The sequence below is a fragment of the Pseudomonas sp. S30 genome (assembly GCF_016518545.1).
Lineage (GTDB): Bacteria > Pseudomonadota > Gammaproteobacteria > Pseudomonadales > Pseudomonadaceae > Aquipseudomonas.
Map to the genome: position 1 here is coordinate 82,524 of NZ_JACVTO010000007.1, position 19,044 is coordinate 101,567.

Consider the following 19,044-nt stretch of genomic DNA (forward strand, 5'->3'; position numbering starts at 1 on the left):
TCGCCATGAGTAACGCCGTCAACGTCAATGTCGTGCACGAGTCCGAAGCCCAGCGTCAGCACGCCCGGGTGCGCATCCCTGCCAAGCTGCGCTACCTCGATGGCGAGCGTCAGCAGCAGGAAGTGAAGGTCGATGACCTGTCCGCGGGCGGGCTGTCCTTCCATGCCAAGCGCGCCCTGCCGGTCGGCGAGATGCTGCGTGCCCGCCTGCAGTTCGTAGTCGACAACCTCGGCCTGGCGATGGACGTGGAGCTGCTGGTGCGCTCCAGCGACGCCAGCAGCGGGCGCGTCGGTGCCGAGTTCCAGAACCTCGAACCCCGCGACATCGCCACCCTGCGCCACATCATCACCAGCCACCTGTCCGGCGAGCTGATCAGCGTCGGCGACGTGCTCAGTACCCTGCAACGCGACAACTTCACCAAGGCGCGCAAGCAGAAGGACGGCGGCGCCGGGCTGTCGGCCTTCGCCCGCCTGCGCGCCGTGACCGTGACGCTGGGCGTGTTCGTGGTCGGCATCGCCGCCTTCGGCTTCGTCGCCAAGTCGCTGTATGGCCTGTACTTCCTCAGCCACGCCGAGGCCGGCGTGGTCGCCGTGCCCACCACCACCATCACCATGCCCCGTGACGGCAGCATGCAGAGCCTGGTGCAGACCGGCGCCCAGGTGATCAAGGGCGCGCCACTGGCGACCTTCAACACCAGCATGCTCGACCTGCTCAAGGGCCACCTGGACGATTCGCAACTGGAGCCGGCCAAGGTCGAGGAGCTGTTCGGCAAGCAACTCTCCGGCACCCTCACCAGCCCCTGCGACTGCGTGGTCGCGCGTCAGCTGGTGGATGACGGCCAGTACGCCAGCAAGGGCCAGGCGGTGTACCAGCTGATTCCACGGACCACCAACCCGATGATCGAAGCGCGCTTCAGCTACCGCCAGTTCGACGAGGTCAAGCCGGGCACCCGGGTCAACTTCCAGATAGCCGGCGACGACGAGCAGCGTACCGGCGTGATCGTCGGCAGCAGCAGCCTGGACACCGACAACCTGGCCTCGGACATCCGTGTGCAGATCAAGCCCGACGGCGCGCTGCCGGCCGAGCTGGCCGGACACCCGGCGTCGGTCGAGAGCGACCGCGGGCCGTCGCTGAACTGGCTGGTCCACCGCGCCGTGGCACGTGGCCTCTGAGAGGGACCGGACGATGATCGCCAACCAGAACCGAAACCCTGTGGGGGCAGGTTTGCTCGCGAAGAGGCCAGCGGCACGACCGCACGGGCTGCTGCGAGCGATCCGCGGACAAGCCCGCGCCCACAAGGAGCGCGCGGCCCTTGGGTTGTGCGCCCTGGCCATCGCCCTGGCCGGCTGCTCGGGACTGCCCGACCAGCGCCTGGCCAACGAAGCGCTCAAACGCGGCGACACCACCACCGCCCAGGCCAACTACAAGGCCCTGGCCGACCTGGGCTACAGCGACGCGCAAGTGGGCCTGGCTGATATCCAGGTGGCCACCCGCGACCCGGCGCAACTGGCGCAGGCCGAAGCCACCTACCGCGCTGCGGCGGCCACTTCGCCGCGTGCCCAGGCTCGCCTCGGTCGCCTGCTGGTGGCCAAGCCGGGTAGCACCCAGGCCGAGCGCGAAGAGGCGCAGTCGCTGCTCATGCAGGCTGCGCGCCAGGGCGAAGGCAACACCCTGATCCCGCTGGCAATGCTCTATCTGCAATATCCGCAGAGCTTCCCGGACATCAACGCCCAGCAGCAGATCGACCAGTGGCGCGCCGCCGGCTACCCCGAGGCGGGCTTGGCCCAGGTGCTGCTGTACCGCACCCAGGGCAGCTACGACCAGCACCTGGACAACGTGGAACGCATTTGCCAGGCGGCGCTTGCCAGTGCCGATGTCTGCTATGTGGAGCTGGCCACGGTGTACCAGAAGCGCGCCCAGGCCGACCGTCAGGCCGCGCTGATCGACCAGCTCAAGGCGGCCAATGCCCGGGGCAGCGTGCCGGCCACGCGTGTCGACGGCGTGGCGCGCGTGCTCGCCGACCGCAGCCTCGGCCAGACCGACGAGAACACCGCCAAGGCCCTGCTCGAGGGCATCGCCGAGCAGAACCCCGCCTCCTGGGTGAGCCTGGCGCAACTGCTTTACGACTTCCCGGAGCTGGGCGATACCGAGCAGATGCTGGCCTATCTGGACAAAGGCCGTGACGCCGAACAGCCGCGCGCCGACCTGCTGCTGGGCCGCCTCTATTACGAAGGCAAGCAGGTGCCGGCCGATGCGCAGAAAGCCGAGCAGCACCTGAAGGCGGCCGCCGATGCCGGTGAAATCAGCGCCCATTACTACCTGGGCCAACTGTACCGCCGTGGCTACCTGGGTCACGTGGAGCCACAGAAAGCGGTCGACCACCTGCTGGCCGCTGCCCGCGGTGGTCAGCTCAGTGCCGACTACGCCCTGGCGCAGCTGTTCAGCGAGGGCCACGGCATCCGGCCCGACCCCGAAAACGCCTGGGTCTTCGCCCAGCTCGCCCAGCTCAACCCGAGCGAGCCGTCCAGCGAACTGCTGCAACGACTCGAGCCGCAGCTCGACGCAGCGCAGCGCAGCCAGGCCCAGCGCCTGCTGGAGCAGGAGAAGCGTGCTCGCGCCAGCCTGCTTCAGGCCAGCGCCGGCAGCCTGGCGCTGGACGCCCTGCAGGATCGCAACGATGAGACAGATGTAGACGCCGACGCCGAGGATTCGCTATGACGCTCAACCCATTCGTAAAAGCCGGCATCGGCTTGAGCTTCGCCCTGCTGTGGTCGCTGCCGAGCCTGGCCGCGGAAACCGCGGCGAAGAATTTCGGCCTGGAGATCAAGGTCACCGGCCAGTCCGAGGACGACCGTGACCTGGGCACCCGTCCGGGCGGCGACGTCAACGGCCTGGGCCTGGACCTGCGGCCCTGGGTCTACGGCGAGCGCGGCAACTGGAGCGGCTACGCCATGGGCCAGGCCGTCACCGCCACCGACACCATCGAGACCGACACCCTGCGTCAGAACGACGACGGCAGCGCCGTCGACACCGGCGACGACAGCCGCAAACCGGACAAGAGCTACCTGGCCATGCGCGAGTTCTGGATCGGCTACAGCGGCTTCACGCCCTACCCCGGCGAGCAGTTGCGCTTCGGTCGCCAGCGCCTGCGCAGCGACGATGGCATGTGGCGCGACAGCAACATCGAGGCGCTGAACTGGACCTTCGATACCACCCTGCTCAAGGCCGACCTGGGCGTGGCGCAGCGCTTCAGCGAGTACCGCACCGACCTCACCGAGCTGGCCCCCGAGGACAAGCACCGCACCCACGTCTACGGCAACGTCGCCACCCAGTGGACGCCCGGGCACTGGGTCGGCCTGCGCGCCCATCACACCCATGACAGCGGCAGCCTGAAGCGCCCTGGCGAGCAGGTCGATGGGCTGGACAAGACGCGTACCGGCGATCTCACCTGGCTGGGCCTGGAAGCCAACAGCGATGCCTACAACTGGCGCAACGACCACACCGTCAACTACTGGGGCAGCCTGACCTGGCTGACCGGCAACCGCGACAGCCTGAGCTCCGAGCTGGTGGGCGACGAACAGATCGCCACCGGCAAACGCAGCGGCGATGTCAACGCCTGGGCCACCGACCTCGGTATCCGCGTGCGCCTGGACCCCAACTGGCAGGTCGGTGCGGCCTACGCCCGGGGCAGCGGTGGCGGCGGCAGCGAGGGCACCAACAACTTCGAACAGACCGGCCTGGAGAGCAACCGCTCCAACTTCACCGGCACCCGTTCGCGGGTGCACCGCTTCGGCGAAGCCTTCCGCGGCGAGCTGGGCAACCTGCAGGCCGCGACCCTGTTCGCCTCCTGGCAACTGCGCGAAGACTACGACGCCAGCTTCATCTACCACCGCTTCTGGCGCGTGGATGGCCAGCAGAACATCGGTTCGAGCGGCATCAACGCGGTGGTCGACGACGAGGGCATCAACCGTCCGCTGATCAATGGCGAGAAAGACCTCGGCCAGGAAATGGACCTGGTGGTCACCAAGTACTTCAAGCAGGGTCTGCTGCCCGCCTCGCTGAGCCAGTCGATCGACGAGCCGTCGGCCCTGGTGCGGCTGCGCGCCGGTGTGTTCAAGCCGGGCGATGCCTATGGCAAGGAAGCGGACTCCTACATGCATCGCGCCTTCGTCGATGTGATCTGGCGCTTCTGAGGCCGGCCGAGGACACCCTATGAACCTGCACCCCACTCTTCGCCACAGCCTGCTCGCCAGCGCCCTGCTGCTGACCACCGGCCTGGCGGGTGCCGCCGAACCGGCGGCCCTCGCCAAGGGGCTGCATCAGGCCAAGACCTACACCGTGGCGGCCGCCCCGAGCGAGCCGTTGCAGATGGACCCACCGGCCCTGCCCGACCTCTCCGGCTACACCGCCGAGGCCGTGCAAGGCAAGATCGAGCGCAGCCGCAAGGGCAAGGTCAGCGTGCGGCGCATGCTTCAGGAAGACGCACTCAAGGAATTCATCGGCGGCGACAACAAGGCCGCCGAGTGGGTGCAGCGCCAGCATGGCATCCCCCAGGCGATCTTCGTCGATGACGGGCATGTCGACCTGGCCGAGCTGAGCCGCAAGGTGCCTGCCCAGTACCTGCGCGAGACCGCCCCTGGCGTGTACCTGGCGCGGTTGCCGATCGTGGTCGGGCGCAACGGCGTGCTGGAGATCGACGGCAAGGTCAAGGAACTGCGCCTGTCCCAGGAAGGCGGCGCGTTCCTGATCAACGACGGCAAGCTGTTCGTCAGCCACACCCGGCTCACCGGCTGGCGCGAGCGCGACGATGGGCCGGCGACCTTCCGTTCGCCCAGGGAATTCCGCCCGTTCCTGCTCAGCTGGGGCGGCACCGAGACCTACATCGTCGACAGCCAGGTGGCGAGCCTGGGCTATGCCAAGTCCAAGTCGTATGGCGTGAGCATCTCTCAGTACACGCCGAACATGGCCAAGCAGAAAGGCCGTACCGAGCCCACCGGATGGATCATCGGCTCGCAGTTCAGCGACCTGTGGTACGGCTTCTACTGCTACGAAACCCAGGGCTTCGTGATCAGGGACTCGACCTACCGCGACAACATCGTCTACGGCATCGACCCCCACGACCGCTCCCACGGCCTGATCATCGCCGGCAACACCGTGCATGGCACCAAGAAGAAACACGGCATCATCGTGTCCCGCGAGGTCGACGACAGCTGGATCATCAACAACAAGAGCTACGACAACAAGCTCTCGGGAGTGGTGATCGACCGCAACAGCGTCAACAACGTGGTGGCCTACAACGAGATCTACCGCAACCACACCGACGGCATCACCCTCTACGAGAGCGGCGACAACCTGCTCTGGGGCAACCAGCTGATCAACAACCGTCGCCACGGCATCCGCGTGCGCAACAGCGTGAACATCCGCTTGTACGAGAACGTGGCGATGGCCAACGGCCTGGTCGGGGTCTACGGCCATATCAAGGACCTGTCCGACACCGACCGCGACATCGCCCTGGATCCGTTCGACACCAAGGTGTCGTTGATCGTGGTCGGCGGCGAGCTGGCGGCCAATGGCTCGGGGCCGCTGTCGATCGACTCGCCACTGTCGGTGGAGCTGTACAAGGTGTCCATGCTCGCCCCGCGCAAGTCCAGCGGCATCAGCCTGAATGGCGTGCTGGGCGAGCGCCAGGACGAAATTCTCGACCTGCTGGTGCGCCAGCAGAAGGCCGTGCTGATCGACCCGGTCGAACGCCAGACCGACATGATCGATTGAGGAAGCCCAGACCATGACCCCACACCTGATCAAACTTTTGGGCCTGTCCGCCGCGCTCCTGGCCATCAGCCAGGGCGTGCGCGCCGACGACGTGCAGGCGCCGAACTTCAGCGCCGAGCCCTGCTGCCAGCTGTGCCCCGAGGCGCACGACCCCAGCCGCTACACCACCCGCTACCAGCAGAACTTCACCACCCTGGTGCAGGCCCAGGGCGACTGGCTGTTCCGCACCCGCGAGGACCTGCGCACCGAATTCGACACCACTGCGGCAGGCTACAAGCGCCTGCAGCAGGTGCACGATGCCTTCAAGAAGCGCGGCGTCGAGCTGGTGGTGGTGTACCAGCCCACCCGTGGTCTGGTGAACCGCAACATGCTCAACCCTCAAGAGAAGGCCGCCTTCGACTACCAGAAGGCCCTGCACAACTACCAGGCCATGCTGCAACGCTTCGCCCGGATGGGCTACAACGTGCCCGACCTGTCGCCGCTGACCAACGAGCAGCTGGCCGCCGCCGACCAGGGCAAGGACTTCTACTTCCGCGGCGATCAGCACTGGACGCCCTATGGCGCCCAGCGCGCCGCGCAGATCGTGGCCAGGACCGTGCACGGCATGCCGGCCTTCGAAGGCATCCCGCGCAAGGCATTCGAAACCCAGAAGTCCGGGCGCATGGGCAAGACCGGCACCCTGCACAACGTCGCCGGCCAACTGTGCGGCACCAGCTATGCGGTGCAGTACATGGATCAGTTCAGCACCGAGCCCAAGGGCGAAAGTGGTGGCGACGACCTGTTCGGCGACTCGGGCAACGCCCAGATCACCCTGGTGGGCACCAGCCACAGTGGCAAGAACTACAACTTCTCGGGTTTCCTGGAGCAGTACATCGGCGCCGACGTGCTCAACGTCGCCTTCCCCGGTGGCGGCCTGGAAGGCTCGATGATCCAGTACCTGGGCAGCGAGGAATTTCGCAAGAACCCGCCCAAGATCCTGATCTGGGAATTCTCGCCGCTGTATCGTCTGGACCAGGAAAGCATCTGGCGGCAGATCCTCGGCCTGCTCGACGACGGCTGCGACGATCGCCCGGCGCAGATGAGCGCCAGCGCCACGCTCAAGCCTGGCAAGAACGAGCTGCTGGTCAACGGGCGCAATGGCGTGATCAAGGACCTGGTCAACCGCAGTCACCAGATCGATATCCGCTTCGAAGACCCCTCGGTGAAGGTGCTTCAGGCCACGCTGTGGTACCTGAACGGCCGCCATGAGGACATCAAGCTGGAGAAACCGGAAACCTCCGACACCGATGGCCGCTTCGTCTTCCAGATGCGCGAGGACGAGGACTGGGCCAGCCAGAACCTGCTGGCCCTGGAAGTCCAGGGGCCGGAAAGCGGCACCCAGAAGGTCGAAGCCAAGCTCTGCAAACGCAACAACTTCGCCGGCACCGCGGGTCACACCGCGCAAGCCGGCCAGTGAGGCGAACATGACTGCATTGAAGCACACCCTGCGTCCTACCCTGCTGGCCCTGGTGCTGTTCGGGGGCGCCGCCCAGGCGGCCCTGGTGCCACCCCAGGGCTACTACGAAGGCATCGAGAAACTCAAGACCAGCGACGGCAACTTCAGTTGCGAGCCGGCGCCCAAGCCCTACACCGGCGCGTTGCAGTTTCGCAGCAAGTACGAGGGCTCGGACAAGGCCCGGGCCACGCTGAACCGCGAATCCGAGCAGGCCTTCCATGAGTCCACCGTCGACATCACCACGCTGGAGAAAGGGGTCAGCAAGATGGTCGGGCAGTACCTGCGCGACGGTCGACCCGCCCAGCTGGACTGCGTGCTGGGCTGGCTGGACCGCTGGGCACAGGCCGATGCGCTGGAATCCAAGGACTTCAACCATACCGGCAAGTCCATGCGCAAATGGGCCCTGGGCAGCATGAGCGGCTCCTGGCTGCGCCTGAAGTTTTCCAGCGCCCAGCCGCTGGCCGCGCACCCTGCCGAGGCGCAGCGCATCGAGCGCTGGTTCGCCAAACTGGCCGAGCAGACCGTGCGCGACTGGAGCGACCTGCCGCTGGAGAAGATCAACAACCATAGCTACTGGGCGGCCTGGTCGGTGATGGCCACGGCCGTGGCGACCGATCGCCGCGACCTGTTCGACTGGGCGGTCAAGCAGTACCGGGTCGGCATCAACCAGATCGACGACCAGGGCTTCCTGCCCAACGAGATCAAGCGTCGCCAGCGCGCCCTGGCCTACCACAACTACGCGCTGCCGCCCTTGGCGATGATCGCCAGCTTCGCCCAGGCCAACGGCCTGGACCTGCGCCGCGAGAACAACTTCGCCTTGCAGCGCCTGGGCGAAGGGGTGCTGGCCGGCGCCCGCGACCCCAGCCACTTCGCCGAGCGCGCCGGGGTACGCCAGGACCTCAAGGACCTGAAGATGGACAGCAAGTACGCCTGGCTCGAGCCGTGGTGCGCGCTGTACCAGTGCGTGGGCGACACCCAGCAGCGCAAGCACAGCATGCAGCCGTTCAACAGCTTCCGCATGGGCGGCGACATGACCCGGGTCTACGACCCGAGCGCTGAACAGAAGAAATGACACTCGCTGCGGGGCGCGGCGGCTCGCCGCCCCTGCAGGATGACGAACTGCCTTCCGGCGTTGGCTGGGGGGTTTGGGGGGCTGCTGCCCCGGATACTGAACAACAAGGAGAACCGGGATGGTCTTTTCGTCCAATGTGTTCCTGTTCCTGTTCCTGCCGGTTTTCCTCGGCCTGTACTACCTGAGCGGGAACCGCTATCGCAACCTGCTGCTGCTGGTCGCCAGCTACATTTTCTACGCCTGGTGGCGGGTGGACTTTCTCGCCCTGTTCGCCGGCGTGACCCTGTGGAACTACTGGATCGGCCTGAAGGTGGGCGCCGCCGGCGTGCGCACCCAGCCTGCCCAGCGCTGGCTGCTGCTGGGCGTGGGCATGGACCTGGCGATTCTCGGCTACTTCAAGTACGCCAACTTCGGCGTCGACAGCCTGAACGCGATCATCGCCTCGTTCGGCCTGGAGCCGTTCATCCTCACCCATGTGCTGCTGCCGATCGGTATCTCGTTCTACATCTTCGAGTCGATCAGCTACATCATCGACGTGTACCGCGGCGACACCCCCGCCACGCGCAACCTGATCGACTTCGCGGCCTTCGTGGCGATCTTCCCGCACCTGATCGCCGGCCCGGTGCTGCGCTTCAAGGACCTGGTCGAGCAGTTCAACCACCGCACCCACACCCTGGACAAGTTCTCCGAAGGCTGCACCCGCTTCATGCAGGGCTTCATCAAGAAAGTGTTCATCGCCGACACCCTGGCGGTGGTCGCCGACCACTGCTTCGCCTTGCAGAATCCCACTACGGGCGATGCCTGGCTCGGCGCGCTGGCCTACACCGCACAGCTGTACTTCGACTTCTCCGGCTACAGCGACATGGCCATCGGCCTGGGTCTGATGATGGGCTTTCGCTTCATGGAGAACTTCAAGCAACCCTACATCAGCCAGTCGATCACCGAGTTCTGGCGGCGCTGGCACATCAGCCTGTCCACCTGGCTGCGCGACTACCTCTACATCACCCTGGGCGGCAACCGCAAAGGCACCCTGGCCACCTACCGCAACCTGTTCCTGACCATGCTGCTGGGCGGCCTGTGGCACGGCGCCAACTTCACCTACATCATCTGGGGCGCCTGGCACGGCCTGTGGCTGGCGATCGAGCGAGCGCTGGGCATCGACACCAACCCGCAGCGCTTCAACCCGTTCAAATGGGCGTTCACCTTCTTGCTGGTGGTGGTCGGCTGGGTGATCTTCCGCGCCGAGAACCTGGAAGTGGCCGGGCGCATGTACGGCGCCATGTTCAGCTTCGGCCAGTGGCAGCTGTCTGAACTCAACCGCGCGCAACTCACCGGCCTGCAAGTGGCCACCCTGGTCATCGCCTACCTGAGCCTGGCGTTCTTCGGCCTGCGCGACTTCTACCGCAACGCCACCCCGCCAGCGGCGCCGCGCGTGCCGGCGCAGGTCCAGGGCGATGGCAGTCTCAGCCTGGACTGGAGCCGGGTGATGACCCGCGCCCTGGTGCTGCTGCTGTTCGTCGCCTCGATCCTCAAGCTTTCGGCGCAGAGCTACTCGCCGTTCCTGTACTTCCAGTTCTGAGGGCGCCGACATGAACCGGACTCTTCGCATCACCTATTCGCTGTCGTTCCTGGGCCTGCTGGTGGGCCTGGGCGTGTGGTCGCTGGGCGGCCTGCAGCGCTTCGAGCGTACCGCGCAGATGACCCTGCTCGACGGCAAGCTGGCCAAGGCGGCCGAGACCCACTACGACGATCAGTTCCCGATCAAGCGCCTGGGCACCAACCTCTGGGCCGCGCTGGACTTCACCCTGTTCGACGAAGGGCGCCCCGGCGTGGTGCTGGGCCGCGACCAATGGCTGTTCAGCGACGAGGAATTCAAGCCGCAGGCGCGAGCCAGCCAGCAGGTGCAGGACAACCTGGCGCTGATCCGCGGGGTGCGCGACACCCTGCAACAGCGCGACATCCAGCTGGTACTGGCGATCGTGCCGGCCAAGGCGCGGGTGTACGCCGAATACCTGGGCAAGGAGCAGCCGGCCAGCCTGCACGGCGAGCTGTTCAACCAGTTTCATGCGCAGGTCCGCCAGGCCAACGTCTTCGCACCTGACCTGCTGGCGCCGCTGGAACAGGCCAAGGCGCGCGGCCAGGTGTTCCTCCGCACCGACACCCACTGGACGCCGATGGGCGCCGAGGTGGTCGCCCAGACCCTGGGCGAGGCGGTCAAGCGCCAGCGACTGCTCGACGCCGAGCCCCAGGCCTTCGTCACCGAAGCGGGCCAGAACGCGCCGTACAAGGGCGACCTGACCAACTTCCTGCCCCTGGACCCGCTGTTCAGCGACCTGCTGCCCGCACCGGACACCCTGCAACAGCGCAGCACGCGCCCGGCTCAGCCCGAGGGCGAAGGCGACGACGCGCTGTTCGCCGACAACGCCATCCCGGTGGCGCTGGTGGGCACCAGCTACAGCGCCAACCCGCACTGGAACTTCCTCGGTGCCTTGCAGCAGGCGCTGCACAGCGACGTCGCCAACTACGCCGAGGACGGTCACGGTCCCGTGCAACCGATGCTCAAGTACCTGCAGAGCGACGCCTTCAAGAACAGCCCGCCGCAGGTGGTGGTGTGGGAATTCCCCGAGCGCTACCTGCCCATGGGCAGCGACCTCAGCAGCTTCGATCCGAAGTGGATCGCGCAACTGAAGAACACCCGTAAATCCACAGAAAACCTGGCCCTGTCGTCCTCCCGGACGCACCCCTGAAAGAGAGGAACACGCACATGACTCGCAAGCCATCCATCGCCAAAGCCCTCACCCTCGCGGCCGGCCTTTCCCTGGCCTCGCTGCAGGCCTTCGCCGGCGCCGACGCCGCCCTGTACGGGCCGAGCGCGCCGAAGGGTTCGACCTTCGTGCGCCTGTACAACGCCAGCGCCGCACCGGCCGCCGCCTCGGTGGGCAACACCCAGATCAAGCAGGTCGGCGCCGGCGCCAGCAGCGACTTCAGTTTCCTGCCCGGTGGCGACTACAGCGCCCAGGTCGGCGGCAAGAGCGTGCCGGTCAAGCTGGCTGCCGACCATTACTACACCCTGGTCAACGGCGCGGCAGGCAACCCGCAACTGATCGAGGAGCCCCCGTTCAAGAACAAGCAGAAGGCCCTGGTACGGGTGCAGAACCTGAGTGACCGCTCGCTGACGCTCAAGACCGCCGACGGCAAGACCGAAGTGGTCAAGGCCGTGGCGGCCAAGGCGCGCGGCGAGCGCGAAATCAACCCGGTGAAGGTCAACCTCGCCCTGTTCGACGGCAACACCAAAGTCAGCGACGTCAAACCCGTCGCCCTGGAGCGCGGCGAAGCCGCCGTGCTGTACGTCACCGGTGACGGCAGCCGCCTGTCGCCTGTGTGGGTCACCCGTCCCGTGGCCAGCAACTGATCCCTGCCTCTCAACGACTATTGGAGAAACACGATGATCCCGGTAATTCTTTCTGGTGGTAGCGGTTCGCGTCTGTGGCCTTTGTCGCGCAAGCAGTTTCCCAAGCAGTTCCTGGCCCTGACCGGCGAGCACACCCTGTTCCAGCAGACCCTCCAGCGCCTGGTGTTCGAAGGCATGGACAGCCCGATCGTGGTCTGCAACAAGGACCACAAGTTCATCGTCCAGGAGCAATTGGGCGCGCTGAAGCTGCAGACCCAGGCGATCCTGATGGAGCCCTTCGGTCGCAATACCGCCCCAGCGGTGGCGATGACCGCCATGAAGCTGGTCAACGAAGGCCGTGACGAGTTGATGCTGGTGCTGCCGGCCGACCACGTCATTGAGGACCAGAAAGCCCTGCAACGCGCCCTGGCCCTGGCCACCGTCGCCGCCGAGCGCGGCGAAATGGTGCTGTTCGGCGTGCCGGCGACCAAGCCCGAGACCGGCTACGGCTACATCCGCTCCAGCCAGGATGCACTGCTGCCCGAGGGCGTGGCGCGGGTCGCGCAGTTCGTCGAGAAGCCCGACGAGAAGCGCGCGGTCGAGTTCGTCCGCGCGGGCGGCTATTTCTGGAACAGCGGCATGTTCCTGTTCCGCGCCAGCCGCTTCCTCGAAGAGCTGAAGAAGCACGACCCGGACATCTACGACACCTGCCTGCTGGCTCTGGAGCGCAGCGAGGAGTACGGCGACGCCCTGAGCATCGACGAGTCGACCTTCGCCTGCTGCCCGGACAACTCCATCGACTACGCGGTGATGGAGAAGACCCAGCGCGCCTGCGTGGTACCGCTCTCGGCCGGCTGGAGCGACGTGGGCTGCTGGTCGTCGCTGTGGGACGTGCACGAGAAGGACGATGACGGCAACGTCACCAAGGGCGATGTGGTGGTGCAGGACAGCCGCAACTGCATGATCCATGGCAACGGCAAGCTGGTCTCGGTGATCGGCCTGGAGAACATCGTGGTGGTCGAGACCAAGGACGCGATGATGATCGCCCACAAGGACAAGGTCCAGGGCGTCAAGCAACTGGTCAACACCCTGGACGAACAGGGCCGCAGCGAGACCCAGAATCACCTGGAGGTGTACCGCCCGTGGGGCTCCTACGACTCGGTGGACATGGGGGGCCGGTTCCAGGTCAAGCACATCACGGTCAAGCCCGGTGCCAGCCTGTCGTTGCAGATGCACCACCACCGCGCCGAACACTGGATCGTGGTCAGCGGCACCGCCGAGGTGACCTGCGACGAGAACGTGTTCCTGCTCACCGAGAACCAGTCCACCTACATCCCCATCGCGTCGGTGCACCGCCTGCGCAATCCGGGCAAGATCCCGCTGGAGATCATCGAAGTGCAGTCCGGCAGCTACCTGGGCGAGGACGACATCGAGCGCTTCGAGGACGTGTACGGGCGCACTTCGACGCCGGTCGAGGGCGGGGTTTCGGTGAAGACCATCGCCCAGTGAGCGACACCTGGCGGCCAGCGACGAGCTGAGCTGCACGCAAGATGAAAAAGCGCAGCGGCGTCGAATCCGATACAGTGGATTCACCACCGCTGCGCTTTTTCATTGCAGTTTCGAACGTGCGCCCTGAAGCGTCCAGGAGCGTTCAACCTTTGCCGAGTGTACCTCCATGATCATCGGTGCTCTTCTCGTTCTCACCTGGCTGGTCCTGCTGCTGCGCTACCCCGCCAAGGCCTTGCCGATTTCCCTGGCCGCCGTGTGCGGGCTGGGGCTGGTCGCCTTGTTCGTAATCTGGCAGGACAGCCGCGAGGCCTCGCGCCTGGCACGCCTGGACATTCGCCTGAGCTATGCGCCGGACCTGTGTCCGGGCGACCGCGCCTTGCAGGTGCGGATCCGCAACGACAACCGCGTTCCGCTCACCGAACTGCGCTGGCGGGTGGGGGCCTACGCGCCGGGCGATACCGTGAACCTGGCCGAGAACACCTATGCCGCGCCGCGCTATCGTGGGCCCGGTGAACTGCAGGCCGGCGCCCAGTGGCAGGACTGCCTGCCGCTGCCGCCGCTGCGTTCAGGGTATCGGGCGCAGACCCTGGAGTTTCGTGCCGAGCATCTGCAAGGCACGTTCGCGAACTGATCGGGTGGGCGCCCCTTCGCGGGCGTACCCACGATCGCGTCGCTATCCTCATCATTCTCCTGACCGAGCAGGCCCTCACCATGTCCACCGTCCTCATCACCGGTTGCTCCAGCGGCATCGGCCGCGCCATGGCCGACGCCTTCCGCGATGCCGGCCACCACGTCTGGGCCACCGCACGCCAGGCCGAAGACGTGCAGCGCCTGGCCGACGCCGGCTTCATCGCCCGCCAGCTCGACGTCAACGACGCGCCCGCCCTGGCGCGCCTGGCCGAGGAGCTGGAGCAGCTCGATATCCTGATCAACAACGCCGGCTACGGCGCCATGGGGCCGGTGCTCGATGGCGGCGTCGAGGCGCTACAGCGACAGTTCGAAACCAACGTGTTCGCCGTGGTGGGCGTGACCCGCGCATTGTTTTCGCCGCTGCGCCGCAGCCGCGGGCTGGTGGTGAACATCGGCAGCGTCTCGGGGCTGCTGGTGACCCCCTTCGCCGGCGTGTACTGCGCATCCAAAGCGGCGGTGCATGCGCTCAGCGACGCGCTGCGCCTGGAGCTGGCGCCGTTCGGCATCCAGGTCATGCAGGTACAGCCGGGGGCCATCGCTTCACAGTTCGCCCGCCATGCGCAGCAGTCGGTGGACCAGGTGCTGGCGAGCGACTCGCCATGGTGGCCGGTGCGCGCGCAGGTGCAGGCCAGGGCACGAGCGTCGCAGGACAAGCCGACACCGGCCGCGGTGTTCGCCGAAGGTGTGCTGGCCGCTACGCGCAAGCGGCCGGTGCCCGCCGTGGTTCGTCTCGGCAATGGCAGCGCGGCCTTGCCGTGGATCGCGCGCTGGGTGCCCCGGCGCCTGCTGGACTGGGTGCTGCGCCGGCGCTTCGGGCTGCTGCGGTCGTTGTAAAGGGCTGACGGGCCTGGTGCGGGTTTCCCCACGAGCGCCGCCACGCCCCTCAACCTTGATCGAACGCCTGCCATCCCCCTCCGAGCGCCTTGTACAACCCCACCAGCGCCTGGGACACCGCCGCAGAGCTGTCGATCCACTGCTCCTGGCTGGCCAGCAGCGCCGACTGCACCGACAGCACGTTGAGGAAATCCACCGCCCCTTCCACATACTGGCGCTGCGCCGTTTCCAGCGCCACGCGGTTCTGTCGCACCGCCTCGGCCAGGTGGTCGCGGCGCAGCTGGCTGGCGTTGTACAGGCGCAGCACGTCGTCGATTTCGTGCCAGGCAGCCAGTACCACCTGGCGGTAGTTCAGCGCCGCTTCCTGCTGCTGGGCCTCGCGCAACTGCAGTTGGCCCTGCAACCGCCCACCCTCGAAGATCGGCAGCGACAGCTGCGGGCCGACGCTGAAGCGCCGCGCACTCCAGGCGCCGAAATCCGCTAGCTGCATGGACTGCAGACCCGCGCTGCCCGACAGTCGGATACTGGGGTAGAAATCGGCCTTGGCCACGCCGATGCTGGCGGTCGCCGCATGCAGCCGGGCCTCGGCCTGGCGGATGTCGGGACGTCGCTGCGCCAGCTCCGAAGGTACGCCAATGGCGAAGCGCTGCTGGGGCGCGGGCAACTCGGCAGGCGCCGCCAGACTCGCCTGCAAACGGCGCGGCGGCTCGGCCGCCAGCAGGCTGAGGGCGTTGATCAGGTCGTCACGCCGGGCCTGCAAGGTGGGCAGCCGCGCCTCGATGGTCGCCACCTGGGCGCTGGCCTGGGCCACGTCCAGGCGCGTGGCGACGCCCTCGGCCTGGCGCTGTTCGGACAGCTTCAGGCTATGGCGGGCGACGTCCAGGTTGTCCTCGGTGACCTGAAGGGTGTGCTGCACGGCGCGCAACTGGATGTAGTCGCCTGCGGTCTCGGCGAGCAGCGCCAGCAACAGCGCATTGCGATCGTTCTCGGCCACCTCGACGTTGGCGTCGGCGGCCTCCACCTGGCGGCGTACGCGTCCCCACAGGTCCAGCTCCCAGCCGGCCACCAGGTCACCCTGCCACAGGTCATAGGCCGATTTGCCCGAGTTTCCGGAGGGGTCGTTGAGACCTTCGGCGCTGTTGCGTGCCCGGCTATAGCCGGCTTGCGCAGCCAGCGACGGCGTCTGGTCGGCCGCCACGCTGCTGCGCTGGGCACGGCTTTGCAGCAGGCGTGCACTGGCCATCTGCAGGTCCAGGTTGCGCGCGGCGACCTGCTCGATCAGCGCGCTGAGGCGCGCATCGTGAAAGCTGTCCCACCAGCGCACCTGCAAAGGCTCGACCACTGGCTGACTGGCCGCCTGCTGCCCCTCGATGGCCGCCCATCGCTGCGGCGCCTGGCTGTCGGGGCGCTGAAAATCCGGCCCGAGGGTGCAGCCGGCGAGCAAGGCGGCCAGCAGCACCAGGGTCACATACCTGGGAGCGCCAAACCCGCCGCGTTGAGGCAATGGCGCGCTGCGCAAAGCCACCGGCGCGATCGTCTGTTTCATCGTGCCGTCACCTCATGTGCGACCGCGCCCTCATCCTGGGTGTCGATGGTCGCCTCCACCGACATCCCCACCCGCAGCTTTGCCAGCAGCGGCTGGTCGGCATCGAAGACGATGCGCACCGGAATGCGCTGTACCACCTTGGTGAAGTTACCGGTGGCGTTGTCCGGCTTGACCGCCGCGAAGGTGACCCCGGTCGCCGGCGCGATGCTGTCGACACGACCCTGCAGCTGTTCGCCGGCGAAGGTATCGACGCTGATGCGCACCGGCTGTCCCGGCTGCACGTGGGTCAGTTGGGTTTCCTGGAAATTGCCGATCACATAGGCCTGGCGCAGCGGCACCACCGAGAGCAGGCGCGCCCCCGGGTTGACGTAGGCACCGACGCGCAACGCCCGTTCGCCGACCATACCGTCCACCGGTGCGACGATGCGGGTATAGGACAGGTCCAGTTCGGCCTTCTCCACTCCGGCCTCGGCGCGCTTGAGCTGACCATCGGCACTGGCGACCTTGGCCTGGAGCACGTCCACCTGCTTGCGTGTGGCCACCAGCGCCGCCTGGCCGTTGGCCAACTGCGCGCGGGCCTTGTCGACCCGGCTGCGCGCCTGCTGGGCATTCTGCACGGTGCCCGCGCCCTGCTCGGCCAGCCGGCTGTAGCGGCTCACTTCGTGCTCGGCGAAGGCGGTCTCGGCCTGCGCCGCCTTCAGCGCCGCCTCGGCCTGCGCGATCAGTGCCGCCTGCCGGTCCAGGGTGGCGCGGGCGTCGAGGCTCTGGGCTTGCGCCACCAGCCGCTGCGCCTGGGCGGCGTCGAGCGCGGCCTGGTAGTCGCGCGGGTCGAGGGTGGCCAGCAACTGGCCGGCCTGCACCTGCTGGTTGTCTTCCACCAGCACCTGCTTGATGAAGCCGGACACCTTGGGCGCGACCACGGTGAAGTCGGCGGTCACGTAGGCGTCGTTGGTGCTCTGGTGCTGATCGCTGCCCAGCAGCCAGGGGCCGACCAGGGCAGCCAGCAGGGCGACGGCGAGCACCGCGCCGATGAGGAGTGTCTTGCGCTTCTGAGTCATGGTCGCGTGTCTCGAACGTCAGGGTCAGGCCACCGCCCGGGGCGGATAGACCCGAGTAGGCACGAAGGGAATCAGGCAGATCAGGAGGATGGCGATGCACGCCATCACCCGATACAGGTCGGCAGAGGTCAGCACCAGCGCCTGCTCGTGCAGCCGGGCTGCCAGGTTGGCCGCTGCATCGCCCATCTGCGGCGCATTGCCCAGGCTGTCGACCAGGTGGGTGGAGTGGAAATGCCGGCGCAGGGTGCCCACGGCATCGAGCAGCCCACTGGCGATGGCCGCCGACAATCCTTTAACCGTGTTGAACCAGGCAGAAGCGAAGGGCCCGTCCTGCGGGCTCATGCCGGTGGTCGAGAGCATCAGCAGCGGCAGCACCGCCATCGGCTGGCCGAACACTTGCAGCAGGTAAAGCGGATAGAAATCGCCGCGGATCCACTGGCTGGTCAACAGGCTGCTGCCCAGGCACGACACCGCCAGCATCGCCAGCCCAATCGCCAGCACCCAGCGACAGTCCACCGCGCGCAGATTGCACAGCGCGGCGGTCAGCGGCAGTGCGATCAGTTGCGGCAGGGCCACCAGAAGCATCAGCGGGCTGGTTTGCGCGGGCCGGTAGCCCTGGATCTGCGCCAGGTAGGCCGAGGGAATGCTGGCCACCCCGGAAAGTACCACCAGCACCCCCGCCAGGGTCAGCAGGGCGAAGCTCAGGTTGCGCCGCGACAGCATGCGCAACTGGAAGAAGGGCAGCGGCTCGGACCACTCGTTGTACAGGAACAGCACCAGCAGAACGCTGCCGCCGCCCAGCAGCCAGGTGATCAGCGGCGAGTCGAACCAGCCCCAGCGGTCGCCCAGCGACAGGCCCAGCACCAGGCTGGCGATGGCCGGCAGGCCGAGCAGCACGCCGCGCCAGTCGAACTGGGCGAAGCGCTCCAGGCGCAGGGGGTCCTGTGGCAGGCCCCAGGCGACGCAGGCCATGGCCAACACAGAGGGCAGGATGATCTGCCAGAACGCCCACTGCCAACCGACGTACTCGGTCCACAGGCCCGCCAACGGCGTGGCCAGATTCGGACCGAAGGTCGCGGTCAGGGCATAGCAGGCCAGGCCATAGACCTTGATGCCCGGTGGCAGGAATCGCAGCGCCACGCTCATGAGCATCGGCGGCAACGCGCCTGAAGCGAAACCTTGCAGCACACGCAGCAGCATCAGGCAGTGCAGGTTCGGTGCCCAGGGCTGGACCAGGCCCAGCACGGCGAAGGCGCCGATGGCGACCAGGGTGAAGCGGCGCAGCGAGAAGGTGGTGGCCAGCCAGGGAGAGAAGGCCATGGCCGAGACCGACGCGGCGGCATACACCGCCAGCAACCAGGCGCCTTCATCGGCGCCGATGCCCATGGCACCGCGGATATCGGCCAGCGACAGCTTGGTCACGGTCTCATTGAGACCGGCACACAGCACCGCCAGCAGCACCCCGAACAGGCCCGCGATCACGCGCAGGCCGAACGCCGACTGCACGGGCGCAGCGGTGGCAGGTGCAATCGCGACACTCATTATTTGGACATCTCCGGCAACAATTTATGGCCTGGGAGATTCTAGAGGTCACGAATACTTACGAAAACTGACTTGTTGGAAGGTTTGAGTTGCGTCAAACGCAATCCATATAGCGTCTGTTCATTTTTCAGGTAG

At 66.9% G+C, this 19,044-nt stretch carries 15 protein-coding genes; 12 read left to right on the plus strand and 3 right to left on the minus strand.

Features of this window, described 5'->3' with window-relative positions; genetic code table 11:
* Nucleotides 1-5: 5 nt before the first annotated feature.
* The 12 genes from IAE34_RS10130 (at nt 6) to IAE34_RS10185 (ending at nt 14,763) form a co-directional block, all read left to right on the plus strand.
* Nucleotides 6-1,172 (plus strand): alginate biosynthesis protein Alg44, encoded by a 1,167-nt coding sequence (locus IAE34_RS10130; RefSeq protein WP_200138805.1) that lies wholly within the window; start codon nt 6-8, stop codon nt 1,170-1,172.
* Nucleotides 1,173-1,185: 13 nt separating this feature from the next.
* A complete protein-coding gene (gene algK / locus IAE34_RS10135) occupies nt 1,186-2,718 on the plus strand; it encodes an alginate biosynthesis TPR repeat lipoprotein AlgK (RefSeq protein ID WP_200138806.1) in 1,533 nt (510 codons plus the stop codon).
* On the plus strand, nt 2,715-4,193 hold the full coding sequence (locus tag IAE34_RS10140; RefSeq protein WP_200138807.1) for an alginate export family protein: 1,479 nt from the start codon (nt 2,715-2,717) through the stop codon (nt 4,191-4,193). Before algK ends, IAE34_RS10140 begins: the two co-directional genes overlap by 4 nt.
* 19 nt (nt 4,194-4,212) lie before the next feature.
* Nucleotides 4,213-5,772 (plus strand): mannuronan 5-epimerase AlgG, encoded by a 1,560-nt coding sequence (gene algG / locus IAE34_RS10145; protein WP_200138808.1) that lies wholly within the window; start codon nt 4,213-4,215, stop codon nt 5,770-5,772.
* A 13-nt stretch (nt 5,773-5,785) separates the two neighbouring features.
* Nucleotides 5,786-7,228, plus strand: a complete 1,443-nt coding sequence (locus IAE34_RS10150) for an alginate O-acetyltransferase (protein ID WP_200138809.1) — start codon at nt 5,786-5,788, stop codon at nt 7,226-7,228.
* 7 nt (nt 7,229-7,235) lie between these two features.
* On the plus strand, nt 7,236-8,339 hold the full coding sequence (locus IAE34_RS10155; RefSeq protein WP_200138810.1) for a mannuronate-specific alginate lyase: 1,104 nt from the start codon (nt 7,236-7,238) through the stop codon (nt 8,337-8,339).
* A gap of 118 nt (nt 8,340-8,457) precedes the next feature.
* Nucleotides 8,458-9,918 carry an MBOAT family O-acyltransferase gene (locus IAE34_RS10160; protein WP_200138811.1) on the plus strand — a complete coding sequence of 487 codons (1,461 nt, stop codon included), beginning with the start codon at nt 8,458-8,460 and terminating at the stop codon, nt 9,916-9,918.
* A gap of 10 nt (nt 9,919-9,928) precedes the next feature.
* Nucleotides 9,929-11,086 carry an alginate O-acetyltransferase gene (locus IAE34_RS10165; protein ID WP_200138812.1) on the plus strand — a complete coding sequence of 386 codons (1,158 nt, stop codon included), beginning with the start codon at nt 9,929-9,931 and terminating at the stop codon, nt 11,084-11,086.
* Nucleotides 11,087-11,103: 17 nt separating this feature from the next.
* Entirely contained in the window at nt 11,104-11,751 is a 648-nt protein-coding gene (locus tag IAE34_RS10170; protein WP_200138813.1) for an alginate O-acetyltransferase AlgF, read from the plus strand.
* 33 nt (nt 11,752-11,784) lie between these two features.
* The gene (locus tag IAE34_RS10175) at nt 11,785-13,239 is read left to right on the plus strand and encodes a mannose-1-phosphate guanylyltransferase/mannose-6-phosphate isomerase (protein ID WP_200138814.1); all 1,455 of its coding nucleotides are present in this window, start codon (nt 11,785-11,787) and stop codon (nt 13,237-13,239) included.
* A gap of 166 nt (nt 13,240-13,405) precedes the next feature.
* Nucleotides 13,406-13,870 carry a multidrug transporter gene (locus IAE34_RS10180; RefSeq protein WP_200138815.1) on the plus strand — a complete coding sequence of 155 codons (465 nt, stop codon included), beginning with the start codon at nt 13,406-13,408 and terminating at the stop codon, nt 13,868-13,870.
* 80 nt (nt 13,871-13,950) lie between these two features.
* Nucleotides 13,951-14,763 carry an SDR family oxidoreductase gene (locus IAE34_RS10185; RefSeq protein ID WP_200138816.1) on the plus strand — a complete coding sequence of 271 codons (813 nt, stop codon included), beginning with the start codon at nt 13,951-13,953 and terminating at the stop codon, nt 14,761-14,763.
* A gap of 49 nt (nt 14,764-14,812) precedes the next feature.
* On the opposite strand, the gene IAE34_RS10190 is transcribed toward IAE34_RS10185, so the two are convergent.
* Genes IAE34_RS10190 through IAE34_RS10200 form a run of 3 tightly spaced genes read right to left on the minus strand, consistent with a single transcriptional unit; the run spans nt 14,813 to nt 18,909 of the window.
* Nucleotides 14,813-16,309, minus strand: coding sequence for an efflux transporter outer membrane subunit (locus IAE34_RS10190; RefSeq protein ID WP_200138817.1), 1,497 nt, complete (start codon nt 16,307-16,309; stop codon nt 14,813-14,815).
* The gene (locus IAE34_RS10195) at nt 16,306-17,367 is read right to left on the minus strand and encodes an HlyD family secretion protein (protein ID WP_200138818.1); all 1,062 of its coding nucleotides are present in this window, start codon (nt 17,365-17,367) and stop codon (nt 16,306-16,308) included. The genes IAE34_RS10190 and IAE34_RS10195 overlap by 4 nt, the downstream gene beginning before the upstream one ends.
* Before the next feature lie 24 nt (nt 17,368-17,391).
* Nucleotides 17,392-18,909 carry an MFS transporter gene (locus IAE34_RS10200; protein WP_200138819.1) on the minus strand — a complete coding sequence of 506 codons (1,518 nt, stop codon included), beginning with the start codon at nt 18,907-18,909 and terminating at the stop codon, nt 17,392-17,394.
* Nucleotides 18,910-19,044: the final 135 nt, after the last annotated feature.